This is a genomic window from Rossellomorea aquimaris (genome assembly GCF_020171925.1).
GTDB classification, from domain to species: Bacteria; Bacillota; Bacilli; order Bacillales; family Bacillaceae_B; genus Rossellomorea; species Rossellomorea aquimaris_F.
In genome coordinates this window covers 114,517-138,033 of the sequence record NZ_JAIVAR010000006.1, presented here as the reverse complement: position 1 = coordinate 138,033, position 23,517 = coordinate 114,517, and the positions used below count along the sequence as shown (strand labels likewise).

Genomic DNA, 23,517 nt, shown 5'->3' with positions numbered 1-23,517 from the left:
TTGGCCAGAAAAGCTGTTGATAGACCTCAATTTGGAACCCAATAAGCGATGACAGATGGATGTATTCCGTCTGTCATTTTTGTTTGCAGGAATTCAACCGTTTTTGTCGAATAGAAATAGAAGGAGGTGTTTAATGCTTACAGCTTTATTAAATTCCAAGCCTTTTATCGTGTTCAATCATTCCAAAGAAGAATTGCGAAGCATAAGAAAGGGATCCCCCACCTTTATATGTCCTCATTGCTTGTCTCCGTTGATCCTGAAAGTCGGCCAGGTAAAAGCCCCTCATTTCTCCCATGCCGCCAAAGTACAATGCCCATTTGATTCGAGAAAGGAAACACGGGAGCATATTTGGAGTAAAACAATACTATATCAAAGGCTTACACATCTTTATGAGGATGTTAAACTGGAATGTTATGTACCCCAAATCAAACAAATCCCCGATTTAATGATTTCTGCTGAAGAAAGGCGCATCGCAATTGAAATCCAGCACTCTACCATTCCCCTTCAAGAAGTGGGAAAGAGGACGGTCGGATATAGTCATGCGGATATCCATCCTCTGTGGATTTTGATTCAGTCCATCCAGACAGGGAACCCAATTAAGTTGACCCGTTTTCAACAGGGATTCATCCGTTTCTCGAAAGAATTACATTACTTCCTGCTCCATTTCAATCCCGGAACGAAATGTTTCACCATTCTTCCCCATCTAATGCCTATATCAAACAATACGTTTCTCCATTCAAAAAACATCGTCATCCCCCTTGACTCATTCACCCTGCCAATTTCCTTTCAGAGACCGGGAAGTACCGGTCCGCATTTGCTTTCCAACTGGCCACAATACCGTAAAAAGTGGATCATTGACAAAATAAATTATCGTTCATTAAAGTATGATAGATTCTTGAGAGAAGTGTATGAAGCAGGGGATACGTTTCAGTATTTACCCCTCTATATCGGACTGCCGGTCATGCCCCATGCAACGATATTGAAAACCCATCCAATTCAATGGCAGTATTATATATGGAAGGATGTGTTAAAGAGAGACAGGATTTTTTCCAAGGAGTCTGTCCTACGTGCTATCGCAGAAAGACTGGGTCGTGGAGACATTGAAGCGAGGGATTTCCCACTCATGACATCCGGAGGTGCAATGAGTCGTTTAGTTGGGGATTATCTTACCATCTTGGAGAAGCTTCGCATTGTCAAGAATGAAGGGTCAGCGGGGTTTTCATTAGTCTCTAAATGGGAGTGCCCGGGTACATTCAATGATTTTCTCCTTCACGAGCGTGGTTTTTTTCCGAATTGGAAGCATATATTAAAAATGGACTGAAGAAAGCGTGTTTTCTTGCAGGAATATTCAGGATGAGAGAGAATGTTACTATAAGGAATAGTCTGTAGATTCAGAATGGAGGATGTATATGTCAAAAGACACAGCAACGAAAAGCCTGCCACAGAGGAGTGAAGTAGAAGAAACACTCACATGGAGGCTCGAGGATATCTTCGAAAGCGATCAAGCGTGGGAAGAAGAGTATAAAGAGATCAAAAACACAATCGATCGTGCAGAGGATTTCAAGGGGACATTAAGCGAAAGTGCGGATCAACTGTATAAGGCGTTAAGCTTTCAGGATGAAATAATGGAAAGAATGGGGAAGGTTTATACATACTCTCATATGCGATATGACCAAGATACTACAAACTCCCACTACCAAGGGATGGATGATCGTGCCAAGAGTCTTTATACGCAGCTGGGAAGCAAATTTGCGTACCTTGTACCCGAAATCCTATCAATGGATGAGGAAAAGCTTCAGGGTTTCATGCAAAGTAAAGAGGAATTGAAGAAATATGAACATGCACTAGAGGAAATCAATTTGCAGCGCCCGCATGTATTATCTGCTGAAGAAGAGTCTCTGATGGCTCAGGCTTCAGAGGTATTCAGTGCTTCAAGCAATACATTCGGCATGCTTAATAATGCCGATATCGAATTCCCTAGTATCAAGGATGAAAATGGAGAAGAAGTCGATATCACCCACGGACGTTTCATCAGATTCCTTGAGAGTGAGGACAGAGCGGTTCGTGAGGAAGCATTTAAAAAGGTTTATGAAACATATGGTAAGTTTGAAAATACGTTCGCTTCTACGCTTAGTGGAACCGTGAAGAAAGATAATTTCGTCGCTAGGGTCAGGAACTACGATTCCGCTCGTCACGCAGCGCTGGCTAATAACAATATCCCTGAGCAAGTCTATGATAATCTGGTGGAAACGGTGAATAAGAATCTTCATTTGCTTCAGCGCTATGTATCGCTCAGGAAGAAAGTGCTTGAACTGGATGAAGTGCATATGTACGATCTTTACACTCCGCTTGTGAAGGAAGTCAAAATGGAAGTCGGATATGAAGAAGCCAAGGACATGATCCTTAAAGGACTCCAACCACTTGGGGATGACTATGCCAAAGTCCTTCAGGAAGGCTTTGATAACCGCTGGGTGGATGTTGTCGAGAATAAAGGTAAGAGAAGCGGTGCATACTCGTCGGGTGCATACGGGACAAATCCTTATATTCTGATGAACTGGCAGGATAATGTGAATAACTTGTTCACTCTTGCACATGAGTTCGGCCATAGTGTGCATAGTTATTACACAAGGTCTTCACAGCCATATACGTACGGACACTATTCCATCTTCGTGGCAGAAGTTGCTTCCACATGTAATGAGGCATTGCTGAATGATTACCTGCTGAACACAATCGATGATGAGAAGAAGCGCCTCTATCTGCTGAATCATTATTTGGAAGGTTTCAGGGGCACTGTGTTCCGTCAAACGATGTTTGCAGAATTTGAACATTTGATCCATAAGAAAGCGCAGGATGGTGAGGCGCTTACATCGGACTTACTTACTAAGGAATATTATGCTCTTAATGAGAAGTATTTCGGCAAAGAGATCTCCATTGATAAGGAAATCGGGTTGGAGTGGGCAAGGATCCCTCATTTCTATTACAATTATTATGTGTATCAATATGCCACAGGCTTCTCGGCAGCCACTGCCTTAAGCAAGCAAATACTTGAAGAAGGCGAACCGGCGGTGGAGCGATATATCGAGTTCCTTAAAGCGGGAAGCTCGGATTATCCGATTGAAGTGTTGAAGAAGGCTGGCGTTGATATGACTACTTCAAAGCCGGTGGAAGAAGCTTGTAAAGTGTTTGAAGAAAAACTGAATGAGATGGAAGAATTATTAGCGAAGCTTCAGTAAATCAATTAAAATCGGAACCCCTTCAACGATGAAGGGGGTTCCGTTTTTTGCTCGTATACATAATGGTGTTTTTCAACGGTGGAGTAAACATGAGAAATATGAAGGCGGTACTCGATTATTTAAATCCTCTGAAACGGTTCCGATTACCGAGAGAATAGATAAAGAGAAAGAGGGAGAGGAATAAGATCGGTGAAGTGAGCAGCAGAGGGATGAGGTCCATCAAACCAAGAATGTTCATGAGAAAGCTAATGATGATCAAAAGCAATAACAAAATAATTTTCAGACTGACGTTCATGACGATTCCCCCGATGTATCATTTATACACTATATGACAAGTTTGATTGGATCATACATGGATTTTGACAATATTGTGAAATACCATACAAACAACTTGCAAATACAAGTTCACACATGTTATATTATCAGTGTGAAGTTGATCACAAGCAAACATATACCCCTTTGTTTGACCGTGAAAAATTTCTCCCATCCCCTTTGTTCGTATTGAAAAACCGATGTTGGCGACAACATCGGTTTTTCTCGTTTTCAGTGTATTTAATTATATTAATATAATTACTCTCCGATATATCTCCAAAACGTCCCGTGCTTTGCGGGGATTTTCCGCACCTTTTGCTGCAACGTCCATTTCTTCATCATTTTTTCAACCGATTCAATGGACAGGTCATAAACGACAGCAATTTCTTTGGAAGCGACCAAGCGATAATATCTCATGAATTCTTCCAGTGTAGGCAATGGTTTTTTTTTCGGCTTTTCAGTCAGCATCTCTTCGATGATGTGGACGTACACTTCATAAGAGTAGAGGCCGGTTACCTTTAGGCCCTCATCTTCGATATTCTCATTAAAGAAAACCAGCGTAGGGATTTCATCGACTTCCATTTCAGAGGTGATCTTAATATCACATTGAAAGGCTTTTGAAGCGGAGTATGAGTGAATATCATTAAGAAATTCATTTAGGTCGAGCTTGGCTTCCTCGGCACATTCCTTCAATACTTCAAAGTCTGAGATATCCTGTTTCTGAAGAAATAGTCTTTCTTGGATATAACGTAAAAATCGTATGCCGGCATGTTTGCCTTGAAGCTCGGCTGCTTTAATGGCAAAGGATGCAAGGTAAGGCGAGTCGATCGGATTATCGAACCACATGCTTCCATCGCATGACATCCCGGAACGACTTGCAGTCTTCTCCCATTGCTGTGCTAGATCCTCTTGTTTTCGTTTAGTCGTGATATTCAAACTGGACAGCTGTCCGCTCAATATGTAGCGGATCCTGAAATACTGTCCGTATTCAAGTCTGAGTTTCTTTAATACCGGTTCCAGTGCCCAGCATTCAGGACACAGGGGATCTACGAACATATATATTTCCAGCGGTTTCTTATCGGCTCCTGAGTGGTTATGATTAGTCAATGTTGGTTCTCTCCGGTGTCTCCGTATTTACCATATGGTGAGCTGTCAGTACAAGTCTTTGAAAAAAATCGTCCCTGATCGGACCCTCCAGTTCCACCTCATCCATTGCTTCTTGCATACAACTTAGCCATGCCTTCGCCCGTTCTTCGGTAATCTGGAAGGGAAGGTGCCTGGCGCGGAGCATAGGATGCCCGTGTTCAGAAGTATAGAGGGGAGGACCACCCAAATATTGTGTCAGGAACTGTTTCTGTTTTCGGGCCGTCTCCGTCAAGTCATCCGGAAAAATAGGAGCTAACAAATCATGTTTAGACACTCTATTATAAAATGCATCAACGAGCATGGAGAGTTTCTTTTCGCCGATTAAATTATAGGGCATTTGTGGTTTCTCGACCATAAGAAGGACTCCTTTTTACTTAGAATGTAAGTTTATTCTAGCAAGCATTGGGCCATATCTCAAACAAATAGCCTTCATATACAAGAAACTGTAAGCTTAGTGTTGCCTGTTCAATTCTGGATATCCCGCCGATTCTCGATCAACTTGCCCAAAAAACGGAAAATAAAAAGCCGCCATCCTGTTCTGTCAGGATGGCGACCGTTCCCGTTATACATGTCTTTAAACTTAAGGACATGGATATTCATCAGGCATAGAAAGTGTCCGTTACTTTTTTTACATATGCGGTGGTTTCCTTGAAGGGAGGGATGCCATTGTATTTGTCAACATTCCCAGGACCAGCATTGTATGCAGCAAGTGCGACTTCGATATTCCCGTGAAATTTATCGATCATCTGCTTCAAATATTTTGTTCCCGCAAAGACGTTCTCTTCCGGATCAAGGATATTGTCCACGCCGAGAGAACGGGCGGTAGAAGGCATCAACTGCATCAACCCCGAAGCACCGGCAGGACTGACGGCATCGGATTTGAAGCCCGATTCATGCTGTATCACAGCTTGTATCAATTTTTTAGGAAGATGATACCGATCGGCAGCCCTTGTTATAATATCGTCGATTGACTGTGATGGTTTCGTACCCGTGTTGCTTTTAATCAGGGGAGGGAGCTCTGAAACCGTAAATGCCGGATGTGTTTCAAGCAGGTTTCTAACGGTCCCCAATGTATGTGTGCCGGTTGAGGGACCTGATCCGCTATTCACCGCCCTGGTCAATAACTCCTGAAACAAATCATTCTGTGGACCCTTATCCTGAATGGAAGAAACCGAGCCCAATTTATTGAGCGCCTGCAGTTCCATCATCACTTTTATTTGTTGAACATTCATATTGAGACTCCTGTCTATGATTGTATTACCATTTCAACCTATATATCGGCTGGCAGTCCGATAATTATAGCCCAAGTCTGACTTTCTCCTCATAGAACCTTTTGATTTTGTTGTTTGTTTTCCTGCGAGGGATCCCATGCTCCTTCAGTAAATTCAAGAAGGTTTCTTGTCCGGAGTTGAAATCTTGTACTTCATACTCTAGTTCATAGTCGACCTTACTGAAGTAGCTGCTTTCATCGAATACCAGCAACCCTCCATCAAAATCGATTTCAGCCCTTCTTGTCGTCAAGGATCCGAAGTGGATAAGGGAGAGGGGGAACCGTCGATCAACAAGGAATTGCTTGACCTCTCCTTCTGGCATGATGCCCGACTCCAGGAGTTCATCTGCTGCCTGTGTCGAAAGTTCTTGATTCGTTTCGAGGAGTCCTTCTTTGGCAGGTGTTTTCAGTGTCAGTATCTGCTTGTTTCCTTTCCTTCTGATCCTCAATGCCGATTGCTCACCCTTCAGCTTGAAATCGGGAGTATCGAAATAGTGGTTTTCCTGACTGATGAAGTCAGATTCTTCTATATTGAAGTGCTCCAGTAAGGCGAGGAATTCATCTTTTTCCAATAGGTTTTTAAATTCAATTTCTAACTCTTGTGGCACTTGAATGCATCCTTTCATTTTTGCAACATTCTTGTACTGGGTATGATAGATGCAATGTCATTAAAATAAACAGGAATGACAGCTTGCTACGACAACCCTTAACATTTATTATCTCTTTTAAAGAATGGAACTTCAATGTTTAGATGTATAACCCTTCTTATGATAAAATAATACTGATTGTTTTAAGGAAGGATGAAAGAGCCATGAGAAAAATCATTAAAATCAATGAAGCAAAACTTGAAGGTGAAGTTTTACACTTACATACGGAACAAACCGATTTCATGAAAGGGATCAAGCCGGCGGGGCAAATCATCGCGGACTCCGATCAGTACGCATTTGTATACCTTACGGAAAACGAAGAGGAATTCGTATATGTGTATCTCGAAGAAAGTTTATGGGGTGATCTGCAAAAAGCAAGGGAAGAAAATGCTTCCGTTGTGTTAAAGAGTGCTGATCTTTCGCTGGAACTGGATCATTTTCAGGAAGAATTAAATTACCTGATTAGTAATATCGAAGGAAATGGGAACTATGGTGAAGAAATGGTTAATAAAGTTGAAAACGTCTTTATACGATAACGTGTAAATTCAACCGTAGAAATAATGTAGAAATGTTTCAAATGAGGTGAGGGGAATGGATCATTGGGAACAATTCTTGGCTCCCTATAAACAGGCCGTGGATGAACTTAAAATTAAACTGAAAGGAATGCGCGGGGAATATGAGTTTAAGCAAACACATTCTCCGATTGAATTTGTGACGGGGCGCGTCAAACCGATTGCAAGCATCTTGGATAAAGCGAATAAAAAGGGCATTCCCTTATCGGACATAGGGACAGAAATGCAGGATATTGCGGGATTAAGGATGATGTGTCAATTTGTGGAGGATATTCATGTCGTGGTCGATCATCTTCGGGCACGTAAGGATTTCACAGTCATCGAAGAAAGGGATTACGTCACCCACAAGAAACCGAGCGGCTACAGGTCTTATCATATAGTCGTCGATTACCCCGTTCAAACAATCCAAGGAGAGAAGAATATTCTCGTTGAAATTCAAATCCGGACGTTATCGATGAATTTTTGGGCAACGATTGAGCATTCTTTGAATTATAAGTACAGTGGCCAATTTCCTGAACGTATCCGTTTAAGGCTTCAAGGTGCTGCAGAAGCTGCTTTCAGACTTGATGAAGAAATGAGCTTGATCAGGGAAGAAATTCAAGAAGCACAGGCTATATTCACAAACAAATTGGAACAGGATAAGAGGGGCAGCGGTCAGACTGATAAAAGAATTCACAAACAGTGAAATGAAGGGGGTCCATCTCGATGAAGTTTGCCATTACGTCAAAGGGTGATTCGAAATCCAACACCCTGATGCATAAAATGAGAACCTATCTACAGGATTTTGATTTGATCTATGATGAAGATCAACCAGATATCGTCATATCGGTAGGTGGGGATGGCACTTTATTATATGCGTTTCACCGGTACAGATCCAGGCTTGATAAGACCGCTTTCGTTGGGGTACATACAGGTCATTTGGGGTTTTATGCAGATTGGGTCCCGGAAGAAATCGAAAAGCTTGTCATCGCCATTGCCAAGACTCCGTATCAAATCATCGAGTATCCATTGCTCGAGACCATCATAAGATACCAGCACGGTGGTAAGGAGACACGCTATCTTGCACTCAATGAGTCTACGGTCAAAAGTGTGGAGGGTACTCTTGTCATGGATGTGGAAATCAGGGGGCAGCACTTTGAACGGTTCAGGGGCGATGGCTTATGCTTATCGACTCCTTCTGGTAGCACCGCATATAATAAAGCGCTTGGCGGTGCAATCATTCATCCGTCACTTCCCGCAATTCAATTTGCGGAAATGGCATCCATCAACAATCGTGTTTTCCGGACAATCGGATCGCCTCTCATATTGCCCGCACACCACACATGTATGTTGAAGCCGGTCAATGGACCGGATTTCCTGGTGACGATCGATCATCTTTCGCTGCTGCATAAAGATGTCAAATCGATACAGTATCGTGTAGCGGATGAAAAAATCAGATTTGCACGCTTCCGACCATTCCCGTTTTGGAAGAGGGTTCATGACTCCTTTGTCGCAGATGAGTAATGGATATAGCATCGAATGGAAGGTTCCTTCCGTTTTTGAAGGAAAACTTTTGCGGGAGTTCCTCATTGATCGGAGGATTTCCAAACGAACGTTGACTTCCGTGAAATTCGATGGCGGCATGATTACGGTCAATGGGAATGAAGTCAATGTGCGCCATACACTTAAAGCAGGTGACGATGTCAAGTTGACCTTCCCGCCTGAACATAGCAGTGTTAAATTGATTCCGGAAGAAGTTCCATTAGATATCGTATATGAGGATGGGGATGTTCTTGTCGTGAACAAACCTTCGGGGATGAGTTCGATCCCTTCGAAAGAACATACCTCGGGAACGCTTGCTAATGCGATTGCCGGATATTATCGGGCGAACGACCTCTCATATGCTGTCCATATTGTCACGAGGCTTGATCGTGATACATCGGGCCTTGTCCTTATAGCCAAACATCGGCACGTTCATCACCTTTTCAGCATTCAGCAGCAGAATAGGGAAATTTCAAGGGAATATGAGGCTTTGGCTGAAGGCGTTATGAACGAAGTTGAGGGATTGATTGACCAACCAATAGGGCGGAAAGAGACGAGTATCATTGAAAGGGAAGTACGGGCCGATGGCCAATCCGCTAAAACACGGTTTGTCGTCATGGACCAATACCCTCATGCTGCTCGCCTCACCGTACGGCCCTTGACTGGCAGGACACATCAGATCCGTGTCCATATGGCCTCGATCGGCCATCCTCTCTTGGGTGATGACTTATATGGTGGAAAAACAAATCTTATGAATAGACAGGCACTTCACTGTAGGTCTCTTTCTTTTTTTCACCCGCTTACCCACGAATGGGTCAATGTAGAAGCACAGGTGGCGGAAGATATGAATGCAGCGATGCGACAATTGGATAAACAAAGAAGAGATCCTTCCAGGTGAATGTCTGGAAGGATCTCTTTCTTGCATGTATTTCACCCATTGGTCAGTCTGGAAAGCTTCTGAACTTCTCCTCTACAAACGGCAAGCCCGAATCGACACTGACAGTTACCATCTCAGGATAACGTAGTGCGGTCAATTTCCCCCCGAACACGGCACCTGTATCGATATTGATTGTGTGATTGACCCATCTTGGCTCGGTGACAGGGGTGTGGCCATAAACAATCCAGGCATCCCCCTTATATTCCTTTGCCCAATCCCTTCTGACGGGTGTACCATCTTCATTCACTTCCCCTGTGATATCACCATAAAGGACGAAGGTTTTCACCCGTTTATTCATGGTTCCGATGAGGTCTTGTTTGATCCCTGCATGCGCAATGATCAATTTCCCATCATCCAGTACGCGGTAAAGTTGCGACTCTTCATATAAACGGATAAATGCCGACTGATAGCGAAGCCTTTCTTCCTCTGGTAAGGCGGCCAATTCAGCAGCAGTCGTTTCAAGTCCATGAAGAAGCTTGACGTTGTTGCCTAAGAAATACCGATAAAGCTTGTTGCAATGATTACCAGGAACATAGTAAGCTTCTTTTTTTTGATGAAGCGAATATACAATCGAAATCACTTGCAAAGAGTGTGGACCTCTGTCCGTCAAATCCCCTACAAATGCAAGCGTTCTTTCGGGATGATATGGTAGACCTTTGTCCCACTGGTAACCCATCTTTTCAGTCAGTTTTTTAAATTCCTCATAGCAGCCGTGAATGTCTCCGATTACATCAATCTTCATTATGCATCTCCTTTTTGTTGAAATCATGAGAAGTAACGCTCGTTTAATGATTCGTCATCCACTTAAAAAACTTTTTTCTTTTCATTTCAATCGATTTGTGACATATTAATGGTTCAGTGCTTTAATAATATGAAGACTTAGCCTTTTTTTATGGCTCAAGTTGTTTTTTATCCGGATTCAGCTGTTGATTGCTATGGAAAAAAGAAGGCACCCGTGGAATGCGAAGTTTTACAGGAAATCGGGCAACGGTACCTAACCAGCGTCTTTCGTTCATAGCAAAAACATGAAGTCATGCTGGGTTCGTGGGCGACATTTACATAAAGTTTTGCTAGTATTAATACGACTATATGGGATTAACATAAAGGAGGGTGTGTTTTAATGATCGAAGCAAACGATGCACAAACTCATGATAAAGATAAACCAGAGAAAGAAATGTATGATGAAGAGCTTCTCATTAGAGCCCTTCAAGAAGAAAATTTAGATCTTTTCCGTTCAGAGTTCACTCATTTGCACTCTTATGACCAGGCCAAGTTCTTCTCGAAGATGGAGGATGAATTCAGGACCCGGCTCTACCATTATCTTTCTCCTGAAGAGATGGCTGAACTCTTTGAAAACCTTGACATAGATGAAGAAGATTACCAGGATCTCCTCGCAGAAATGAATCCTTCCTATGCAGCTGAAATGTTATCCAATATGTATACAGATGATGCAGTCGATGTATTGAATGAATTGGATAAAGAGCAGGTCGTGAGTTATTTGACGATCATGGATGATGACTCAGCTAAAGAAATAAGGGAGCTCCTGCATTATGAGGAGTATACTGCCGGAAGTATCATGACGACTGAGTTCGTCGCCATATCCAAGAATCAGACTGTACGTTCCGCCATGTACATCCTAAAGAACGAAGCACCGAATGCTGAAACCATCTATTACACGTATGTCGTGGATGATGATAAGAAATTGGTTGGCGTCATTTCCCTGAGGGACCTCATCATCAGTGACGATGATGTCATGATTTCAGAAATCATGAGTGACAGGATCATGTCGGTGGGTGTAAGCGAAGATCAGGAAGCGGTCGCAAGAAAAATGAAGGATTACGATTTCCTTGCCTTGCCCGTCGTCGATTTTCAGCAACACTTGCTTGGAATCATTACCGTCGATGACATTATGGATGTTATGGAAGAAGAAGCGTCGGATGACTATTCCAAGCTTGCAGGTATCGCTGACTTGGATTCCATCGACAGAAATCCTTTCAATGCAGCGAAAAAACGTTTGCCTTGGCTGATTGCGCTACTATTCCTGGGTATGATTACAGCAAATCTCATCGGGCACTTCGAAGCAACACTTGATAAAGTAGCCATTCTTGCAGTGTTTATCCCGCTTATTGCCGGGATGGCTGGTAATACCGGAACACAAGCACTGGCGGTTGCTGTCCGGGGGATTGCCACAGGGGATTTGGAAAAAGAAAGCAAGCTTTCACTGATTATTCGTGAAGCGGGCACGGGGCTTATAACCGGTACGACCTGTGGAATCGTCGTCAGTATGATCGTCTACCTGTGGAAAGGGACTTTTTATCTCGGCTTGCTGGTCGGTATATCGGTCTTCATTTCTTTATTTGTGGCAACGTTGGCGGGTACACTGGTACCCCTTTTCATGCACCGGTTGAAAGTAGATCCAGCTGTTGCATCGGGACCATTCATCACGACCATCAATGATATCATCAGTACCCTGATATACTTAGGGCTGGCTACGATTTTCTTGAATTACCTTATATAAAAAGAAAAGGGGGAGAATAACATGGAACAGCATGCCTCTGTAACATCTTTGGTCATTGTCATCATTGTCGCATTTTTGACTCCTATACTGCTTCACCGCTTTAAACTGAACTTCATTCCAGTCGTCATTGCAGAGATCATCATGGGGTTGGTCATCGGAAAGAGCGGGTTTGACCTTGTCCATCAAGATATGTGGCTTGAGACATTATCCACTTTCGGGTTCATCTTTTTGATGTTCCTGAGTGGTCTGGAGATAGACTTTACTGCTTTCTCAAGCAGTAAAAATAAAAAAGAGACCCTCCCAAGTGGGAAAGAAGAACCCAATCGCCTGAAAGTCGCGACCATTATTTTCATAGGGATATTCTTTGTTTCGCTTGGACTGTCTTATCTGTTTGTTCTTTTTGGTTTAATTGAAAATGCGTTCCTGATGACGCTGATCATTTCGACGATTTCATTAGGAGTGGTTGTGCCAACATTAAAGGAGGCACATATTTCGAAGTCGGCAATTGGTCAAATCATCTTATTGATTGCGGTCATCGCTGACTTGGTGACCATGATCCTGTTGGCTGTATTCGTTTCTCTTTACGGGGAAGGTCACGGGAATATGTGGTTGCTTCTCGTCCTATTCGGGGTTGGAATCCTTCTATACCTACTGGGGAAGAGGATGAAAAACAATCATTTCATCAAAAGTTTATCAACCGGTACTGTACAGATCGGAACAAGAGCGGTCTTTACGCTCATCATCTTACTGGTCGCCGTATCTGAAACGGTCGGTGCTGAAAATATCCTCGGTGCCTTTCTTGCTGGTGTATTGGTATCCTTATTAGCACCCAATCAGGAGATGGTTCAAAAGCTCGATTCATTCGGTTACGGATTCCTGATCCCGATATTCTTCGTGATGGTCGGTGTCGAACTGGATCTGCAAACATTGCTGAGTGATAGAAAGATGCTGCTGTTGATACCACTGCTGCTTGCAGCCTTTTTGATTTCTAAGATTCTCCCTGTTTATTTGTTGAGGATCTGGTATGATACGAAAACGACATTGGCATCCGCATTCTTGCTGACATCGACTTTATCATTGGTCATCGCTGCGGCAAAGATTGCTGAAAGAATGGAGATCATCACTTCCCAAATGAGCGGGACGTTGATCCTTGTGGCGGTCATTGCATGTATCATCACGCCGATTCTCTTCAAGAAGCTATTCCCGCGGGAGAGCGCTAAGGAGAAGAAGTTGAAAGTGGTGTTCCTCGGAGCGAATCAAATGACACTACCGGCATCAAGGGAACTGCAATCTTCCCTATACGATTCAGTCCTTTATCATACGATTCAGGATAAATCGGATAAGAATATTGCCGATTCATTATTCAAAATCCATGAAATTGAAAATTATTCTGTGGAGACGCTTGAAAATCTGAATGTATTTAACGACGCAGACATCCTTGTCATATCGACCGGCGATGAAGAAGCGAATGCCACGCTTTCCATCATGGCGAAGGAACGAGGGGTCGAACGTGTCATCGTGAGGGTTGAAAGCCCTGATATGCATGAAACCTTGAGAGAGCAGGGGATCGAAGTGTATTCGGTATTCCTTTCAACCAAGGCGCTATTAAGGGCGATGATCGAGTCACCTTCCGTGATGAATATCCTTACGAACCAGGAGATGTCACTTTATGAAATCAGGATGCTGAACAGTCAATTCGAAGGTATGACTCTCAGGAAATTCCCGTTCACAGGAGACGTCATCTTTGTACGTATCTTCAGGGGAAAGGATTCGATCGTTCCTCATGGAGACACAGAGCTTCATATGAATGACAGATTGATCGTCACGGGCTCCAAGGAGTATGTGGATGAATTGAAGCGAGAGCTTGAATTCTGTGAATATTGTTAAAGGACTTCCTGTACCATTAAGGGGTTCTGTTTAAGAAAGAAGATCTAAAGAAAGCAGGTCTAATTCATATGAATTAGACCTGCTTTTTGTTTTTTTTCAAATGATTCTAGACGCTTCGAGCCATTGACTTGAGTGGAGTAAGCCGTGTTTTTTCACTAAACAGAGGTGTTATACGGAGCTTACTTTTAAGTAGAGTTATTCACATTCCTCTTTTTGATGCTAAAATGGATGTGGTATAAGGTTGACCGTCTCTTAACGGTTTTCCTTACTTTTATATGGGGATTTTCAATTCAGTGGGGGTGTGGAAACTCCCGTTAAACGGCACTAAGGAAGGAATTTCTGCTCGCGATACCTAATTAGTAAAAGAAGAACATGAAGGAGATGGTGGTACATGTGGGAAACGAAAGTATTGAAGATACGGGAAGAGCTGTTAAGGAGCATTTCGGACTTGTCATTCGAAGAATTGAACGAAAAGCCTTCAGACGGTGAGTGGAGCATAGCACAGATCGTCCTTCATCTTTCAGGGGCGGAGACGCGATTTTTGAAGCTTGCGCTAGATGCGGCACAAGAAAATGAAGGAGAGACTGGGGAAGAGGTGGATTTGAGCGTATTCGAAGATAAGGAGAAGAAGCTCAAAGCACCGATCGAGCCTTCTGAAGAGCCACATTCGATTGAAGAATTAAAGAGTGCTTTGCAAGCTTCAAGGCAGTTGACGGAAAAATTCATCAATACGTACTCTGAAAGGGAACTCTCCCAGAAAACGATGAATCATCATCGGTTTGGGAACATGCCAGTGTGGCAAGTGCTTGAACTCCTTGGCAGGCATGAAGAGAGGCATATCCATCAAATAGAACAGACGAAAAAGAAAATATCATAGGTTCGTACCCTTTTCTTTTTTCGTTGATTCATGTAGAATTAGTATCAGGTACTAATAACTTGTAACAATAGGAGGATAATGATGACTCTTTCATTAGCAGGTAAGACATTCGTCGTCATGGGTGTCGCCAATAAAAGAAGTATTGCTTGGGGTATTGCACGTTCCCTACATCAGTCAGGTGCTAAGTTGATCTTTACATATGCAGGAGAGCGCTTTGAAAAAGGTGTAAGAGATCTTGCAGGAACGTTGGAAGGGGGGGAGGATGCTCTTGTACTCCCATGTGATGTAACGAGTGATGAAGACATTGAGAAATGCTTTGCAGCGATCAAAGAAGAAGTGGGGGTCATCCATGGTCTGGCGCATTGTATCGCGTTTGCAAATAAGGAAGAACTTGTCGGTGATTATATGAATACGACAAGGGACGGCTTCCTGCTTGCCCATAACATCAGTTCTTATTCTTTAACAGCCGTTGCGAAGGTTGCGAAGGATTTGATGACGGAAGGCGGAAGTATCGTTTCCATGACTTATCTCGGAGGAGAACGGGTGATGCAGAACTATAACGTCATGGGAGTGGCTAAAGCGTCATTGGAAGCTAGTGTCAAATATCTTGCAAGTGACCTTGGGAAGCACGGTATCCGTGTGAATGCCATTTCTGCAGGTCCGATCCGTACACTATCCGCAAAAGGTGTCGGTGATTTCAACTCGATTCTGAAGGAGATCGAGGAACGCGCTCCGCTTCGCCGCAATACTACCCAGGAAGAAGTAGGGGACACAGCTGTATTCTTATTCAGTGACCTATCACGTGGAATCACTGGTGAGAATCTTCATGTGGATTCAGGTTACCATATCCTTGGCTAATACCCTCAAAAGATACCGACCCGCTGACTTTTCATGTCAGCGGTTTTTTTGATTGGTTATTTTCAGAAAAATGGATGCCCACATGGGGAGAGCACATTGCAGTCCAATCAACATGTAAGGCGATCGTGCACTGTATCAACGTGCGTTTTCACCTTATCGGAAAAATCTCATAAAAAAGAAACTGACGTGCACCGCTTGCATACATATAAAGTGGAGATGAATTGGAGGTGTGCATCATGAAGAAACAAAAGGCTACAAGCAAGGAACCCCTGTTATACATCCAACAACCTAAGCTTGAAGAAGTAAAAGGTAACATGCAGGTGATTTATCGTTCGACAAAGTCAAAGGAAAAGAAGGAACCAACCGCTGAAAAAATCAAGGAAACCCGAATGGATCATGTCGTTGAGCCAAAGAGTCGTTTGGAAGAAGTGAATGAAAGTAGTAAACCCGGAGCGGAAACTGATAAAGAAGTGCCGAAGTCGTCCAGCTATTCGTTCAGAAGATTGAAGCCTTTCAAGGAACTGAATCTTGAGGAAAAACTTGAGTATATTAATGCGAGCATTAATGGTAAAGTGCCATTTCCGTGTGAATTCAAAACGGACGATGCATCTTATAAAGGTGTACTCACCTCGATGGATGAGGCCGGAATCGCAATCAAAACGTTCCAGGGTGAGGAAGTCTCGATCCCGAAGAACGAATTGAAATCCATCAAGATGGTAGGCTTACATTAAAAGAAGCCAGGCGGGCATTCCCGGCTGGCTTTTTTTCCATTCATTTAAAGCTAACGCTTTTGACTTATCAATCTTCGCATAAGTCAACGTAAACATCTTTGATACATTGAATCGCACAGAAGCAATCAAGGTCAACAGTGATGCAATCGCCTGTTAATTCCCATTCGCTCATCATTTCTGATTCTTCGATTTCGTCGCCTCTGCTGTGGTGTTCAGGTTTTACTACTTGAAGTGTAGCACAGCAGTTATCGAAAATTTCCTTCACACGGAAAAATGGGGATTTCCAAGGTTTACCCTTAATGTGTGCTTTGAACGTATCGCCGTTCTTCAGGTAAAGCTTGAAGATACGGGTATTTACGCGATTACTTGGGCTTACCATCGTCCCTAGTGGCTCAAGAAAACAATCGTTACGGCATTCGTTGCAATCGTCACCAGCATCTTGAATATCCTTAATAGCGCGAACTGCTTGACATACACAGCCGAGATCTTTTTTACCAAAGTCTCTATCTCTTCCGCAACCCATATAAAGTTCCTCCTTAAAATAAATTTCATTTACATTACTAACATATTGTTGTGTAGGCAATTAGGTAACGGACATCTGCCCTCTTTTGGAAATTTGGGCTTGTATATATTATGGGAAAAGGGGGGATACCGTGGAGTTTACTTTCGTACAGTTGATTACCCTGGGGTTTGCCATTTTCCGGATGACCCATTTGATTGTATTTGATAAGATCACTGAATTTTTGAGGGCGCCGTTTTTTGATGAAGTGACAGAAGTAGAAAATGGAGTAGAAGAGATCTATCTTATCCCGAAGTCTGGCGGAGTGAAAGGGTTTGTCGGGCAATTATTATCCTGTTACTGGTGCACAGGGATATGGGTAAGCCTTTTTTTGTATATTGGTTATCATCTTTACCCTGTTATTTTTGGACCGTTGATCACGTTATTGGCTGTGGCTGGAATTGCAGCAATCGTTGAAGCGATTGTCCAATATATGAATACAAACAGTAATTAGGTATATGTGGAAACAAGCACGCATCCGGCAACATATAATGGAACAACAAATGGCAAAGGAGGCCATGAACTTGAAAAAATCCTCTTCTAAAAACATGATGAAATCATCAAACTCAGCTTCAAACAAGAAGAAAAAAGACTGCGGGTGCGGCTCGAAAACAAAGAAAAATTAGATTGCTCTTTATGAGCAATCTTTTTTTTATCATAAAATCAGACATTAAGAAAACCATAAAAGGGAGAGTATATAGAAAAAAGAGGGATAACGATGAAGAATTATCTAGTTGCGTGTCTGGTTATTTGTCTAATGTCTGCAGGCTGCTCCAATACAGATGACGGAAAACAAAGTAAAACAGCACTATTGAAAGCTACCGATCCTTCTCCAATTGAACTGGTCGACAATCCTGAAACCGACAGTTTTGGACATGCCATAAAAAAGGAACTTGCCAAGAAGAAGGAGTTATATGACGTAGCCGTGATTCAAAATAAAGAAAAAACCCTTGTGGTTTACAAGGTGAAGCATCTTCAGCGTTTTAAAATGAAGAAAATTGAAAAAAACATGGAAAATTACTTAGAAGAAAAATACCCGGATGAAGACTTCATCCTTTCAAGCGATTATAAGATCTTCCTCGAGACAGTCCGATTAAAGGAAAAGATGGAGAAGCACTCTCTATCCAACGAAGAAGCAGATAAGAAGTTCAAGGAAATCATCGAGCTTCAAAAGGAAAAAACGTAGGAGGAAAAAGCAGTGGGAAAAACACCTAAAACACCTCAACAAAAAAAATATGAACAAGTGGAAAAACAATATGAGACGAAAAGGCCACTTATAAAGAATATCATCAAGGCCTTTTTTGTGGGAGGGACAATTTGTCTGATCGGTCAGGCAGTCAGTTACTTTTATATTTATTTCTTTAATTTCACCGAACAGACGGCTGGAAACCCGACGGTCGCTACGATGGTGTTTTTTGCAATGCTCCTCACAGGATTCGGGATCTATGACCACTTAGGTCAATTTGGAGGAGCCGGCAGTGCGGTTCCAGTAACAGGTTTTGGGAACGCAGTCATATCTGCAGCAATTGAGCATAAGACAGAAGGGCTTGTGCTTGGAGTTGGAGGAAACATCTTTAAACTTGCAGGGTCCGTTATTGTATTTGGTGTTTTTTCCGCTTTCGTCGTTGCCTTGATTAAAACATTATTAATTTTATGGGGGGTTATTTGATGCTTAAGGGATCGCGATCATGGGTGTTTCCTGCACAGCCGGCGATTCTCTCGACCGGTGTGGTTGGAGGGCCCTTCGAAAAAAATGGGAACCTTGCATCGGATTTTGACCGTTTTTATGACGATTTGTGGATGGGGCAAGGTTCTTATGAAAAAGCCAATCGTGTCCTTATAGAAGATGCAGTTGAGATTGCGCTTGAAAAACAAGCACTCAAAAAAGAGGATGTTCAATTCTTCCTTTCGGGAGACTTGATCAACCAGATCACTCCTTCCAGTTTTGCGGCCCGGTCTTATGCCATCCCTTACTTCGGGTTGTTCGGTGCTTGCTCAACGTCCATGGAAGGATTGGCTTTGGCTGGATTTCTTGTCAATTATCAAGGAGCCGAAAAAGTCGTGACAGGGGCATCGAGTCATAACTCCGCGACGGAAAAGCAATTTCGCTACCCTACCGAGTATGGTGGCCAGAAGCCGCCTACCGCTCAATGGACAGTCACAGGGGCCGGTTATGCCGTGGTCGGGAGTGGTGTAGGTATGACGGCTCCGTGTCCTAGAATCACTTCTGCAACAATCGGAAAAGTGATCGACATGGGATTGTCGGACCCTTTCAATATGGGTGGGGCAATGGCACCGGCAGCCGTTGATACAATGGTGGGCCACTTTCAGGATTTGGGGAGGGATCCTTCTTATTATGATCTCATCGTAACAGGGGATCTTGCAACAATCGGAAGGCAGACCGCAATGGAACTCATGAGGGAGAAAGGCTATCCACTCAGTGAAGAGCTTTATCAAGATTGTGGCTTGCTTATCTATGATAAAAACCAGCCCGTGCAGTCAGGAGCAAGCGGACCCGGTTGTTCAGCGACGGTCCTGTACGGACATTTATTGAATGAAATGAGGAAAGGAACATACAAACGGATTTTGGTGGTCGCGACGGGGGCCCTGCTTTCACCCCTGACATTCCAACAGGGAGAAACGATCCCTTGCATTGCACACGCGGTGTCCATTGAATTTATATAAGGAAAGGAGGAAGCACGTATGTTAGCAATGTTCTTTTGGTCATTCGTCATCGGTGGCATCATTTGTGTGATTGGACAATTATTATTTGATGTAGCGAGGTTGACACCTGCCCACACACTGAGTCTTTTGGTAGTGGTCGGGGCAGTGTTGTCCGGATTTGGATTGTATGAACCGCTCATCGATTTCGCGGGGGCCGGTGCCACCATTCCGATTACAAGCTTTGGGAATGCACTTGTGAACGGAGCCATGCAGGAATCGAGTGAACATGGAGTGGTTGGTGTGTTGACGGGAATGTTCGAAGTGACAAGTTCGGGAATTTCAGCAGCAATCATTTTCGGTTTCATAGGTGCCCTTCTTTTTAAACCAAAGGGGTAACAGGGAGGGTGTACAATGCCAGAATACTTAGAAGTGGCAGTCAGGAGTTTGTTTATCTTACTGTCATTGTTCTTCATCACAAAGCTGCTTGGAAAAAAGCAGCTGTCTAAATTATCTTTTTTTGAATACATCACAGGCATCACGGTGGGGAGCATTGCAGGGACGCTTTCCATGGATCTCGGTCTCCCATTGAGTGAAGGGCTTATGAGTATCCTCTTATGGTTTTTGGTCCCTTTGCTATTCTCGATCATCTCATTGAAAAGCAGTAAGTTCAGAAGATTTGCAGAAGGGAAACCATCTGTCTTCATAAAGGATGGCGAAATCGACGAAAAAGCGCTGCGTAAAGAAAAATATTCAGTGGATGAACTTCTTGAACAATTAAGGAAAAAAGATGTGTTCAGGGCTGCAGATGTCGAATTTGCCACGCTTGATACGAACGGCGACCTGAGTGTCATGTTGAAGAAAGAAAAGCAGCCATTGATCAAGGAAGATCTACTATCCCTGTTCAGTAAGGCGTCTCCTCCGCAGGCAGTTATCGTGGATGGAAAGATTGATGAGGAGGCTTTGGAACAGGTGGGGTTTCAAAAGTTATGGCTCCTAAAGGAATTATCAAGGAGGAAACTGACCACAGAGTCCGTCTTCCTCGCCCAGGCAGACAGGGATGGGAACCTTACCCTGGATCTGTATAATTGGACAAACATCCAACAAAATGAATAAAAGCCCATACAGATCGGTCTTCACTTACATATGTTATAAGTGACTAAAGGTAAAGTGAGGTGAAGTCGGATGCCTTACGGATATGGTTATGGTGGCTGTGGATACGGCGGTGGTTATGGATCTACTTTTGTATTAATCGTCGTCTTGTTCATCTTGTTGATCATCGTTGGAGCTAGCTTCTGCTAATTTCTGGGAAGCGGGAACAAAGACAGAATCCTCGAGAGAGTGATCCTGTCTTTTTTTATGGAAATGTCACGCTCTCCGTTTTTGAACATATGATGCTTATAGTTAAAAGGAGGCGTTTATTCATGAACAATAACTTTTTCAAGAATCTTGAGCAGAAGACCGGCGTAAACATGAATGAAGTGCTTGAACTTGCAAACTCACTTCAAAATGCAAATTTCAAAGACGAGGCCACTGTACGCAGTGTCATTAAACGTGTATCGAAAATTGCCAATAAACCCGTAAATAAAGAAATGGAAGACAAAATTGTAAAATCAATCGTAAACGATGGAAAACAACTGGATTTCGGAACCATTTCCAACATGCTTAACAAAGGAAAAAAATAATTTTCTTTAAAGAGGATGGACATAAAGGAGCTCTCCTACGCGTACTTTATGTTAATTCTCTTTTTTATTATTCTGCTGAAAGAAGCGATGCTTGATCTTGATTAACGGTGGTTTATCCCTGCCTTGATCAAGGGTAAAAAGTAGGAAGGAGGTCATATTCATGGGATATATCGCTCCAATTCCACACCATCAATACAAACAGTATCAAGAAAGGGAAATGAAGGTGAACCAGACTCCTTTCCGGTTCATGCCCGTTCAGCCCATCAAAGCATTGAAAAATAAATCGGGACAAACCGATCATGAACAGACAACTTCGAGTGATGCCCTACATTCTGGTAGTCACCGGTTACTGAATAGAGAAAGAAAGCAACGTGCATTGATCCCATCCGAGTTAATTGCAAAAGTAACAGGAAAAGGCACCTACTTCAACGAATATGTATAGATGACAAAGTAGAGGTAAGTCTTCATGCAATGGGGACTGGCTTTTCTGTTATAGCAGAAGGGATGGATTACATTGGATTTCAAACAATTTTCAGATCATTGTTTTGCTTTTACTGGTGCCGTGAATATCGGATATTGTTTAAAAGAGGGGAAGGGCCTCCTCATCGACACGGGACTTGATGAATCAGCAATCAGGAAGGTCTTGAAGGTGCTCGACGGACAATCACTCCCACTTGATTATGCAATCATCACCCATGCCCATTCGGATCATTTCGGTGGGGCGCAATATCTGAAAGAGATGACGGGGGTCCCGCTCTATGCTCCTCCATTCGAAGCTTCGATCATGCGTCACCCCATCATTGAACCCGTTTATTTATTCAATGGTGCGAATCCCTTGGCGGAACTGAGAAATAAGTTCCTTGAAGGTCCTCCTGTAGTGGTCGACCATCTCCTTTTTACGGGGAAGACGGCAATCGGTCCATTTGCGATCGATGTCATCGACTTGAAGGGGCATTCATATGCGCAGGCCGGCATCCTTATCGAAGGGATTTTATATGCCGCCGATGGATTCTTCGGAAGGGAAACCCTCAAGAAGCATGTGATCCCGTTCATCATCGACGCGGACGAAACCCTTGACTCGTTAGAAAAGCTCCTTCACATTGAATGCAAAGGAGCGATACCAGGTCATGGTCCGTTTGAAAATGACCTTACGGAAATCATCAGGCAGAACCAAGAAGTTCATTATGATCTTCGTTCGGAACTATTCCACCTGATTGAGGAAAAGGACATTGGCGAAACGATTGAGAACCTGACCAGGAAACTTCTGAATTTACATAACATAAAGGTTAAGACCCTCGGACAATGGTTGTTGTTCCGTACATCTGTAACGGCCTATCTTACAAGCCTGGAGCGCCAGGAACGGATAAGGTTCTTCATTCATGAGAATGAACCGAGAGTCGCTGCACGTTAACTAATAACCCTGTACTAAAAGGGGTTCGTCCTCTTTCCATTCGGCGTAGAGCACGTCCTTTGATGATTGAAAGCCATGTTTCTTAATTTCGCTCACGAGCCAATCTTCCTGCTTGTGGACGATCTTTAAGTTATCATATACGATTTCGCCATCCACAATCAGTGACAGTGGGAGGCTGACACGAGTAGGCGCGATGTTCAAGTCCGCTCTCTGTACGTTCTCATATATCGATTTTTTAATGACACTTAATGTCCCATTGGACTCGAGCAAGGCATACTCACACTCTCCTACCGAGAAAATATCCTTAGCCCTGAGAAGATGCTGAAGTTGATTTAAATCCAGGTGGTTCTTTTTTAATTGTTGAAAATCTATTTTACCTTTATTGATAATGATTGCAGGGGTCCCTTCCATGATATGGCGGAATCGCCTCGACTTCTGAGTGAAGAACTCTGTCGAGAATATTAAAAATCCCCAGATTGAGATGGCCGCAAGGATGGACCAGACGCTGATGTCTTTATCGTACAAGGAATTACCCACCAATTCCCCCAATATCAATGCGGAAATGAAATCAAACGCTGATATTTGGGTTATTTGTGTTTTTCCCAGTATTTTGGTTAAGATCAGTAATGCAAAATAGCCAACGACAAGTTCCACGGCTATTGACATAATTTCCATAGGATTCCCCTCCCATA

At 43.1% G+C, this 23,517-nt stretch carries 28 protein-coding genes; 21 read left to right on the top strand and 7 right to left on the bottom strand.

Annotated features, from left to right (window positions below):
• Positions 1-133 precede the first annotated feature (133 nt).
• Together LCM10_RS17250 and pepF are read left to right on the top strand one after the other, a co-directional pair.
• The gene (locus LCM10_RS17250; protein ID WP_224877526.1) at positions 134-1,321 is read left to right on the top strand and encodes a competence protein CoiA; all 1,188 of its coding nucleotides are present in this window, start codon (positions 134-136) and stop codon (positions 1,319-1,321) included.
• Between the two features lie 88 nt (positions 1,322-1,409).
• Positions 1,410-3,233: an oligoendopeptidase F gene (pepF, locus tag LCM10_RS17245; protein ID WP_224877525.1), complete on the top strand. Its 1,824-nt coding sequence runs from the start codon at positions 1,410-1,412 to the stop codon at positions 3,231-3,233.
• Between the two features lie 570 nt (positions 3,234-3,803).
• On the opposite strand, the gene LCM10_RS17235 is transcribed toward pepF, so the two are convergent.
• From LCM10_RS17235 to LCM10_RS17220, 4 genes are all read right to left on the bottom strand, one after another.
• The gene (locus LCM10_RS17235; protein ID WP_318247508.1) at positions 3,804-4,601 is read right to left on the bottom strand and encodes a ClpXP adapter SpxH family protein; all 798 of its coding nucleotides are present in this window, start codon (positions 4,599-4,601) and stop codon (positions 3,804-3,806) included.
• Between the two features lie 43 nt (positions 4,602-4,644).
• A complete protein-coding gene (locus LCM10_RS17230) occupies positions 4,645-5,046 on the bottom strand; it encodes a globin (RefSeq protein WP_224877522.1) in 402 nt (133 codons plus the stop codon).
• 244 nt (positions 5,047-5,290) lie between these two features.
• Positions 5,291-5,923, bottom strand: a complete 633-nt coding sequence (locus LCM10_RS17225; protein WP_224877521.1) for a lytic transglycosylase domain-containing protein — start codon at positions 5,921-5,923, stop codon at positions 5,291-5,293.
• A gap of 64 nt (positions 5,924-5,987) precedes the next feature.
• Positions 5,988-6,587, bottom strand: coding sequence for a CYTH domain-containing protein (locus LCM10_RS17220; RefSeq protein ID WP_263621547.1), 600 nt, complete (start codon positions 6,585-6,587; stop codon positions 5,988-5,990).
• 185 nt (positions 6,588-6,772) lie between these two features.
• Between LCM10_RS17220 and LCM10_RS17215 the strand changes: the two genes are divergently transcribed.
• From LCM10_RS17215 to LCM10_RS17200, 4 genes are read left to right on the top strand one after another with little or no spacing between them, the layout of a single operon-like run.
• Positions 6,773-7,144 (top strand): hypothetical protein, encoded by a 372-nt coding sequence (locus tag LCM10_RS17215; protein ID WP_224877519.1) that lies wholly within the window; start codon positions 6,773-6,775, stop codon positions 7,142-7,144.
• 55 nt (positions 7,145-7,199) lie between these two features.
• The gene (locus LCM10_RS17210) at positions 7,200-7,865 is read left to right on the top strand and encodes a GTP pyrophosphokinase family protein (RefSeq protein ID WP_224877518.1); all 666 of its coding nucleotides are present in this window, start codon (positions 7,200-7,202) and stop codon (positions 7,863-7,865) included.
• A gap of 20 nt (positions 7,866-7,885) precedes the next feature.
• Positions 7,886-8,683, top strand: a complete 798-nt coding sequence (locus LCM10_RS17205) for an NAD kinase (RefSeq protein WP_224877517.1) — start codon at positions 7,886-7,888, stop codon at positions 8,681-8,683.
• The gene (locus LCM10_RS17200; RefSeq protein WP_224877516.1) at positions 8,658-9,599 is read left to right on the top strand and encodes an RluA family pseudouridine synthase; all 942 of its coding nucleotides are present in this window, start codon (positions 8,658-8,660) and stop codon (positions 9,597-9,599) included. The genes LCM10_RS17205 and LCM10_RS17200 overlap by 26 nt, the downstream gene beginning before the upstream one ends.
• Positions 9,600-9,642: 43 nt before the next feature.
• Here LCM10_RS17200 and prpE read toward each other — a convergent pair whose 3' ends face one another.
• Entirely contained in the window at positions 9,643-10,380 is a 738-nt protein-coding gene (gene prpE, locus LCM10_RS17195; RefSeq protein ID WP_224877515.1) for a bis(5'-nucleosyl)-tetraphosphatase PrpE, read from the bottom strand.
• A 432-nt stretch (positions 10,381-10,812) separates the two neighbouring features.
• Between prpE and mgtE the strand changes: the two genes are divergently transcribed.
• From mgtE to LCM10_RS17170, 5 genes are all read left to right on the top strand, one after another.
• The gene (gene mgtE / locus LCM10_RS17190) at positions 10,813-12,156 is read left to right on the top strand and encodes a magnesium transporter (RefSeq protein WP_224877576.1); all 1,344 of its coding nucleotides are present in this window, start codon (positions 10,813-10,815) and stop codon (positions 12,154-12,156) included.
• A 21-nt stretch (positions 12,157-12,177) separates the two neighbouring features.
• Positions 12,178-14,043 carry a monovalent cation:proton antiporter family protein gene (locus tag LCM10_RS17185; protein WP_224877514.1) on the top strand — a complete coding sequence of 622 codons (1,866 nt, stop codon included), beginning with the start codon at positions 12,178-12,180 and terminating at the stop codon, positions 14,041-14,043.
• A gap of 391 nt (positions 14,044-14,434) precedes the next feature.
• Positions 14,435-14,920, top strand: a complete 486-nt coding sequence (locus LCM10_RS17180) for a DinB family protein (RefSeq protein ID WP_224877513.1) — start codon at positions 14,435-14,437, stop codon at positions 14,918-14,920.
• Positions 14,921-15,001: 81 nt separating this feature from the next.
• Entirely contained in the window at positions 15,002-15,778 is a 777-nt protein-coding gene (fabI, locus tag LCM10_RS17175) for an enoyl-ACP reductase FabI (protein ID WP_224877512.1), read from the top strand.
• A gap of 236 nt (positions 15,779-16,014) precedes the next feature.
• The gene (locus LCM10_RS17170; protein ID WP_224877511.1) at positions 16,015-16,509 is read left to right on the top strand and encodes a CotO family spore coat protein; all 495 of its coding nucleotides are present in this window, start codon (positions 16,015-16,017) and stop codon (positions 16,507-16,509) included.
• Positions 16,510-16,576: 67 nt separating this feature from the next.
• Here LCM10_RS17170 and LCM10_RS17165 read toward each other — a convergent pair whose 3' ends face one another.
• Entirely contained in the window at positions 16,577-17,032 is a 456-nt protein-coding gene (locus LCM10_RS17165) for a CotY/CotZ family spore coat protein (RefSeq protein WP_224877510.1), read from the bottom strand.
• Between the two features lie 130 nt (positions 17,033-17,162).
• Between LCM10_RS17165 and LCM10_RS17160 the strand changes: the two genes are divergently transcribed.
• The 10 genes from LCM10_RS17160 to LCM10_RS17115 all read left to right on the top strand — a co-directional run bounded on the left by LCM10_RS17160 (position 17,163) and on the right by LCM10_RS17115 (position 22,825).
• Positions 17,163-17,522 carry a DUF1360 domain-containing protein gene (locus LCM10_RS17160; protein ID WP_224877509.1) on the top strand — a complete coding sequence of 120 codons (360 nt, stop codon included), beginning with the start codon at positions 17,163-17,165 and terminating at the stop codon, positions 17,520-17,522.
• Between the two features lie 264 nt (positions 17,523-17,786).
• Positions 17,787-18,254, top strand: coding sequence for a sporulation protein (locus LCM10_RS17155; RefSeq protein WP_224877508.1), 468 nt, complete (start codon positions 17,787-17,789; stop codon positions 18,252-18,254).
• A gap of 12 nt (positions 18,255-18,266) precedes the next feature.
• Positions 18,267-18,737 (top strand): stage V sporulation protein AC, encoded by a 471-nt coding sequence (spoVAC, locus tag LCM10_RS17150; RefSeq protein WP_224877507.1) that lies wholly within the window; start codon positions 18,267-18,269, stop codon positions 18,735-18,737.
• Complete coding sequence (gene spoVAD, locus LCM10_RS17145) at positions 18,737-19,753, top strand: stage V sporulation protein AD (protein ID WP_224877506.1); 1,017 nt, start codon at positions 18,737-18,739, stop codon at positions 19,751-19,753. Before spoVAC ends, spoVAD begins: the two co-directional genes overlap by 1 nt.
• An 18-nt stretch (positions 19,754-19,771) precedes the next feature.
• Entirely contained in the window at positions 19,772-20,128 is a 357-nt protein-coding gene (gene spoVAE, locus LCM10_RS17140) for a stage V sporulation protein AE (protein WP_224877505.1), read from the top strand.
• Between the two features lie 15 nt (positions 20,129-20,143).
• On the top strand, positions 20,144-20,845 hold the full coding sequence (locus LCM10_RS17135; protein ID WP_224877504.1) for a DUF421 domain-containing protein: 702 nt from the start codon (positions 20,144-20,146) through the stop codon (positions 20,843-20,845).
• Between the two features lie 69 nt (positions 20,846-20,914).
• Positions 20,915-21,031 (top strand): YjcZ family sporulation protein, encoded by a 117-nt coding sequence (locus LCM10_RS17130; protein ID WP_224877503.1) that lies wholly within the window; start codon positions 20,915-20,917, stop codon positions 21,029-21,031.
• Between the two features lie 122 nt (positions 21,032-21,153).
• The gene (locus LCM10_RS17125; RefSeq protein ID WP_224877502.1) at positions 21,154-21,414 is read left to right on the top strand and encodes a stage VI sporulation protein F; all 261 of its coding nucleotides are present in this window, start codon (positions 21,154-21,156) and stop codon (positions 21,412-21,414) included.
• A 160-nt stretch (positions 21,415-21,574) separates the two neighbouring features.
• Positions 21,575-21,856, top strand: coding sequence for a hypothetical protein (locus LCM10_RS17120; RefSeq protein WP_224877501.1), 282 nt, complete (start codon positions 21,575-21,577; stop codon positions 21,854-21,856).
• A 72-nt stretch (positions 21,857-21,928) separates the two neighbouring features.
• The gene (locus LCM10_RS17115) at positions 21,929-22,825 is read left to right on the top strand and encodes an MBL fold metallo-hydrolase (protein WP_224877500.1); all 897 of its coding nucleotides are present in this window, start codon (positions 21,929-21,931) and stop codon (positions 22,823-22,825) included.
• On the opposite strand, the gene LCM10_RS17110 is transcribed toward LCM10_RS17115, so the two are convergent.
• A complete protein-coding gene (locus LCM10_RS17110) occupies positions 22,826-23,500 on the bottom strand; it encodes a DUF421 domain-containing protein (protein ID WP_224877499.1) in 675 nt (224 codons plus the stop codon).
• Positions 23,501-23,517 lie beyond the last annotated feature (17 nt).

What these genes read in the sequence shown, in the direction of transcription:
- LCM10_RS17250 (WP_224877526.1), top strand. Translation starts at nt 134, where the DNA reads ATGCTTACAGCTTTATTAAATTCCAAGCCTTTTATCGTGTTCAATCAT.
- pepF (WP_224877525.1), top strand. Translation starts at nt 1,410, where the DNA reads ATGTCAAAAGACACAGCAACGAAAAGCCTGCCACAGAGGAGTGAAGTA.
- LCM10_RS17235 (WP_318247508.1), bottom strand. Translation starts at nt 4,601, where the DNA reads ATGTTCGTAGATCCCCTGTGTCCTGAATGCTGGGCACTGGAACCGGTA.
- LCM10_RS17230 (WP_224877522.1), bottom strand. Translation starts at nt 5,046, where the DNA reads ATGGTCGAGAAACCACAAATGCCCTATAATTTAATCGGCGAAAAGAAA.
- LCM10_RS17225 (WP_224877521.1), bottom strand. Translation starts at nt 5,923, where the DNA reads ATGAATGTTCAACAAATAAAAGTGATGATGGAACTGCAGGCGCTCAAT.
- LCM10_RS17220 (WP_263621547.1), bottom strand. Translation starts at nt 6,587, where the DNA reads ATGAAAGGATGCATTCAAGTGCCACAAGAGTTAGAAATTGAATTTAAA.
- LCM10_RS17215 (WP_224877519.1), top strand. Translation starts at nt 6,773, where the DNA reads ATGAGAAAAATCATTAAAATCAATGAAGCAAAACTTGAAGGTGAAGTT.
- LCM10_RS17210 (WP_224877518.1), top strand. Translation starts at nt 7,200, where the DNA reads ATGGATCATTGGGAACAATTCTTGGCTCCCTATAAACAGGCCGTGGAT.
- LCM10_RS17205 (WP_224877517.1), top strand. Translation starts at nt 7,886, where the DNA reads ATGAAGTTTGCCATTACGTCAAAGGGTGATTCGAAATCCAACACCCTG.
- LCM10_RS17200 (WP_224877516.1), top strand. Translation starts at nt 8,658, where the DNA reads ATGACTCCTTTGTCGCAGATGAGTAATGGATATAGCATCGAATGGAAG.
- prpE (WP_224877515.1), bottom strand. Translation starts at nt 10,380, where the DNA reads ATGAAGATTGATGTAATCGGAGACATTCACGGCTGCTATGAGGAATTT.
- mgtE (WP_224877576.1), top strand. Translation starts at nt 10,813, where the DNA reads ATGTATGATGAAGAGCTTCTCATTAGAGCCCTTCAAGAAGAAAATTTA.
- LCM10_RS17185 (WP_224877514.1), top strand. Translation starts at nt 12,178, where the DNA reads ATGGAACAGCATGCCTCTGTAACATCTTTGGTCATTGTCATCATTGTC.
- LCM10_RS17180 (WP_224877513.1), top strand. Translation starts at nt 14,435, where the DNA reads ATGTGGGAAACGAAAGTATTGAAGATACGGGAAGAGCTGTTAAGGAGC.
- fabI (WP_224877512.1), top strand. Translation starts at nt 15,002, where the DNA reads ATGACTCTTTCATTAGCAGGTAAGACATTCGTCGTCATGGGTGTCGCC.
- LCM10_RS17170 (WP_224877511.1), top strand. Translation starts at nt 16,015, where the DNA reads ATGAAGAAACAAAAGGCTACAAGCAAGGAACCCCTGTTATACATCCAA.
- LCM10_RS17165 (WP_224877510.1), bottom strand. Translation starts at nt 17,032, where the DNA reads ATGGGTTGCGGAAGAGATAGAGACTTTGGTAAAAAAGATCTCGGCTGT.
- LCM10_RS17155 (WP_224877508.1), top strand. Translation starts at nt 17,787, where the DNA reads ATGAAGAATTATCTAGTTGCGTGTCTGGTTATTTGTCTAATGTCTGCA.
- spoVAD (WP_224877506.1), top strand. Translation starts at nt 18,737, where the DNA reads ATGCTTAAGGGATCGCGATCATGGGTGTTTCCTGCACAGCCGGCGATT.
- spoVAE (WP_224877505.1), top strand. Translation starts at nt 19,772, where the DNA reads ATGTTAGCAATGTTCTTTTGGTCATTCGTCATCGGTGGCATCATTTGT.
- LCM10_RS17135 (WP_224877504.1), top strand. Translation starts at nt 20,144, where the DNA reads ATGCCAGAATACTTAGAAGTGGCAGTCAGGAGTTTGTTTATCTTACTG.
- LCM10_RS17130 (WP_224877503.1), top strand. Translation starts at nt 20,915, where the DNA reads ATGCCTTACGGATATGGTTATGGTGGCTGTGGATACGGCGGTGGTTAT.
- LCM10_RS17125 (WP_224877502.1), top strand. Translation starts at nt 21,154, where the DNA reads ATGAACAATAACTTTTTCAAGAATCTTGAGCAGAAGACCGGCGTAAAC.
- LCM10_RS17120 (WP_224877501.1), top strand. Translation starts at nt 21,575, where the DNA reads ATGGGATATATCGCTCCAATTCCACACCATCAATACAAACAGTATCAA.
- LCM10_RS17110 (WP_224877499.1), bottom strand. Translation starts at nt 23,500, where the DNA reads ATGGAAATTATGTCAATAGCCGTGGAACTTGTCGTTGGCTATTTTGCA.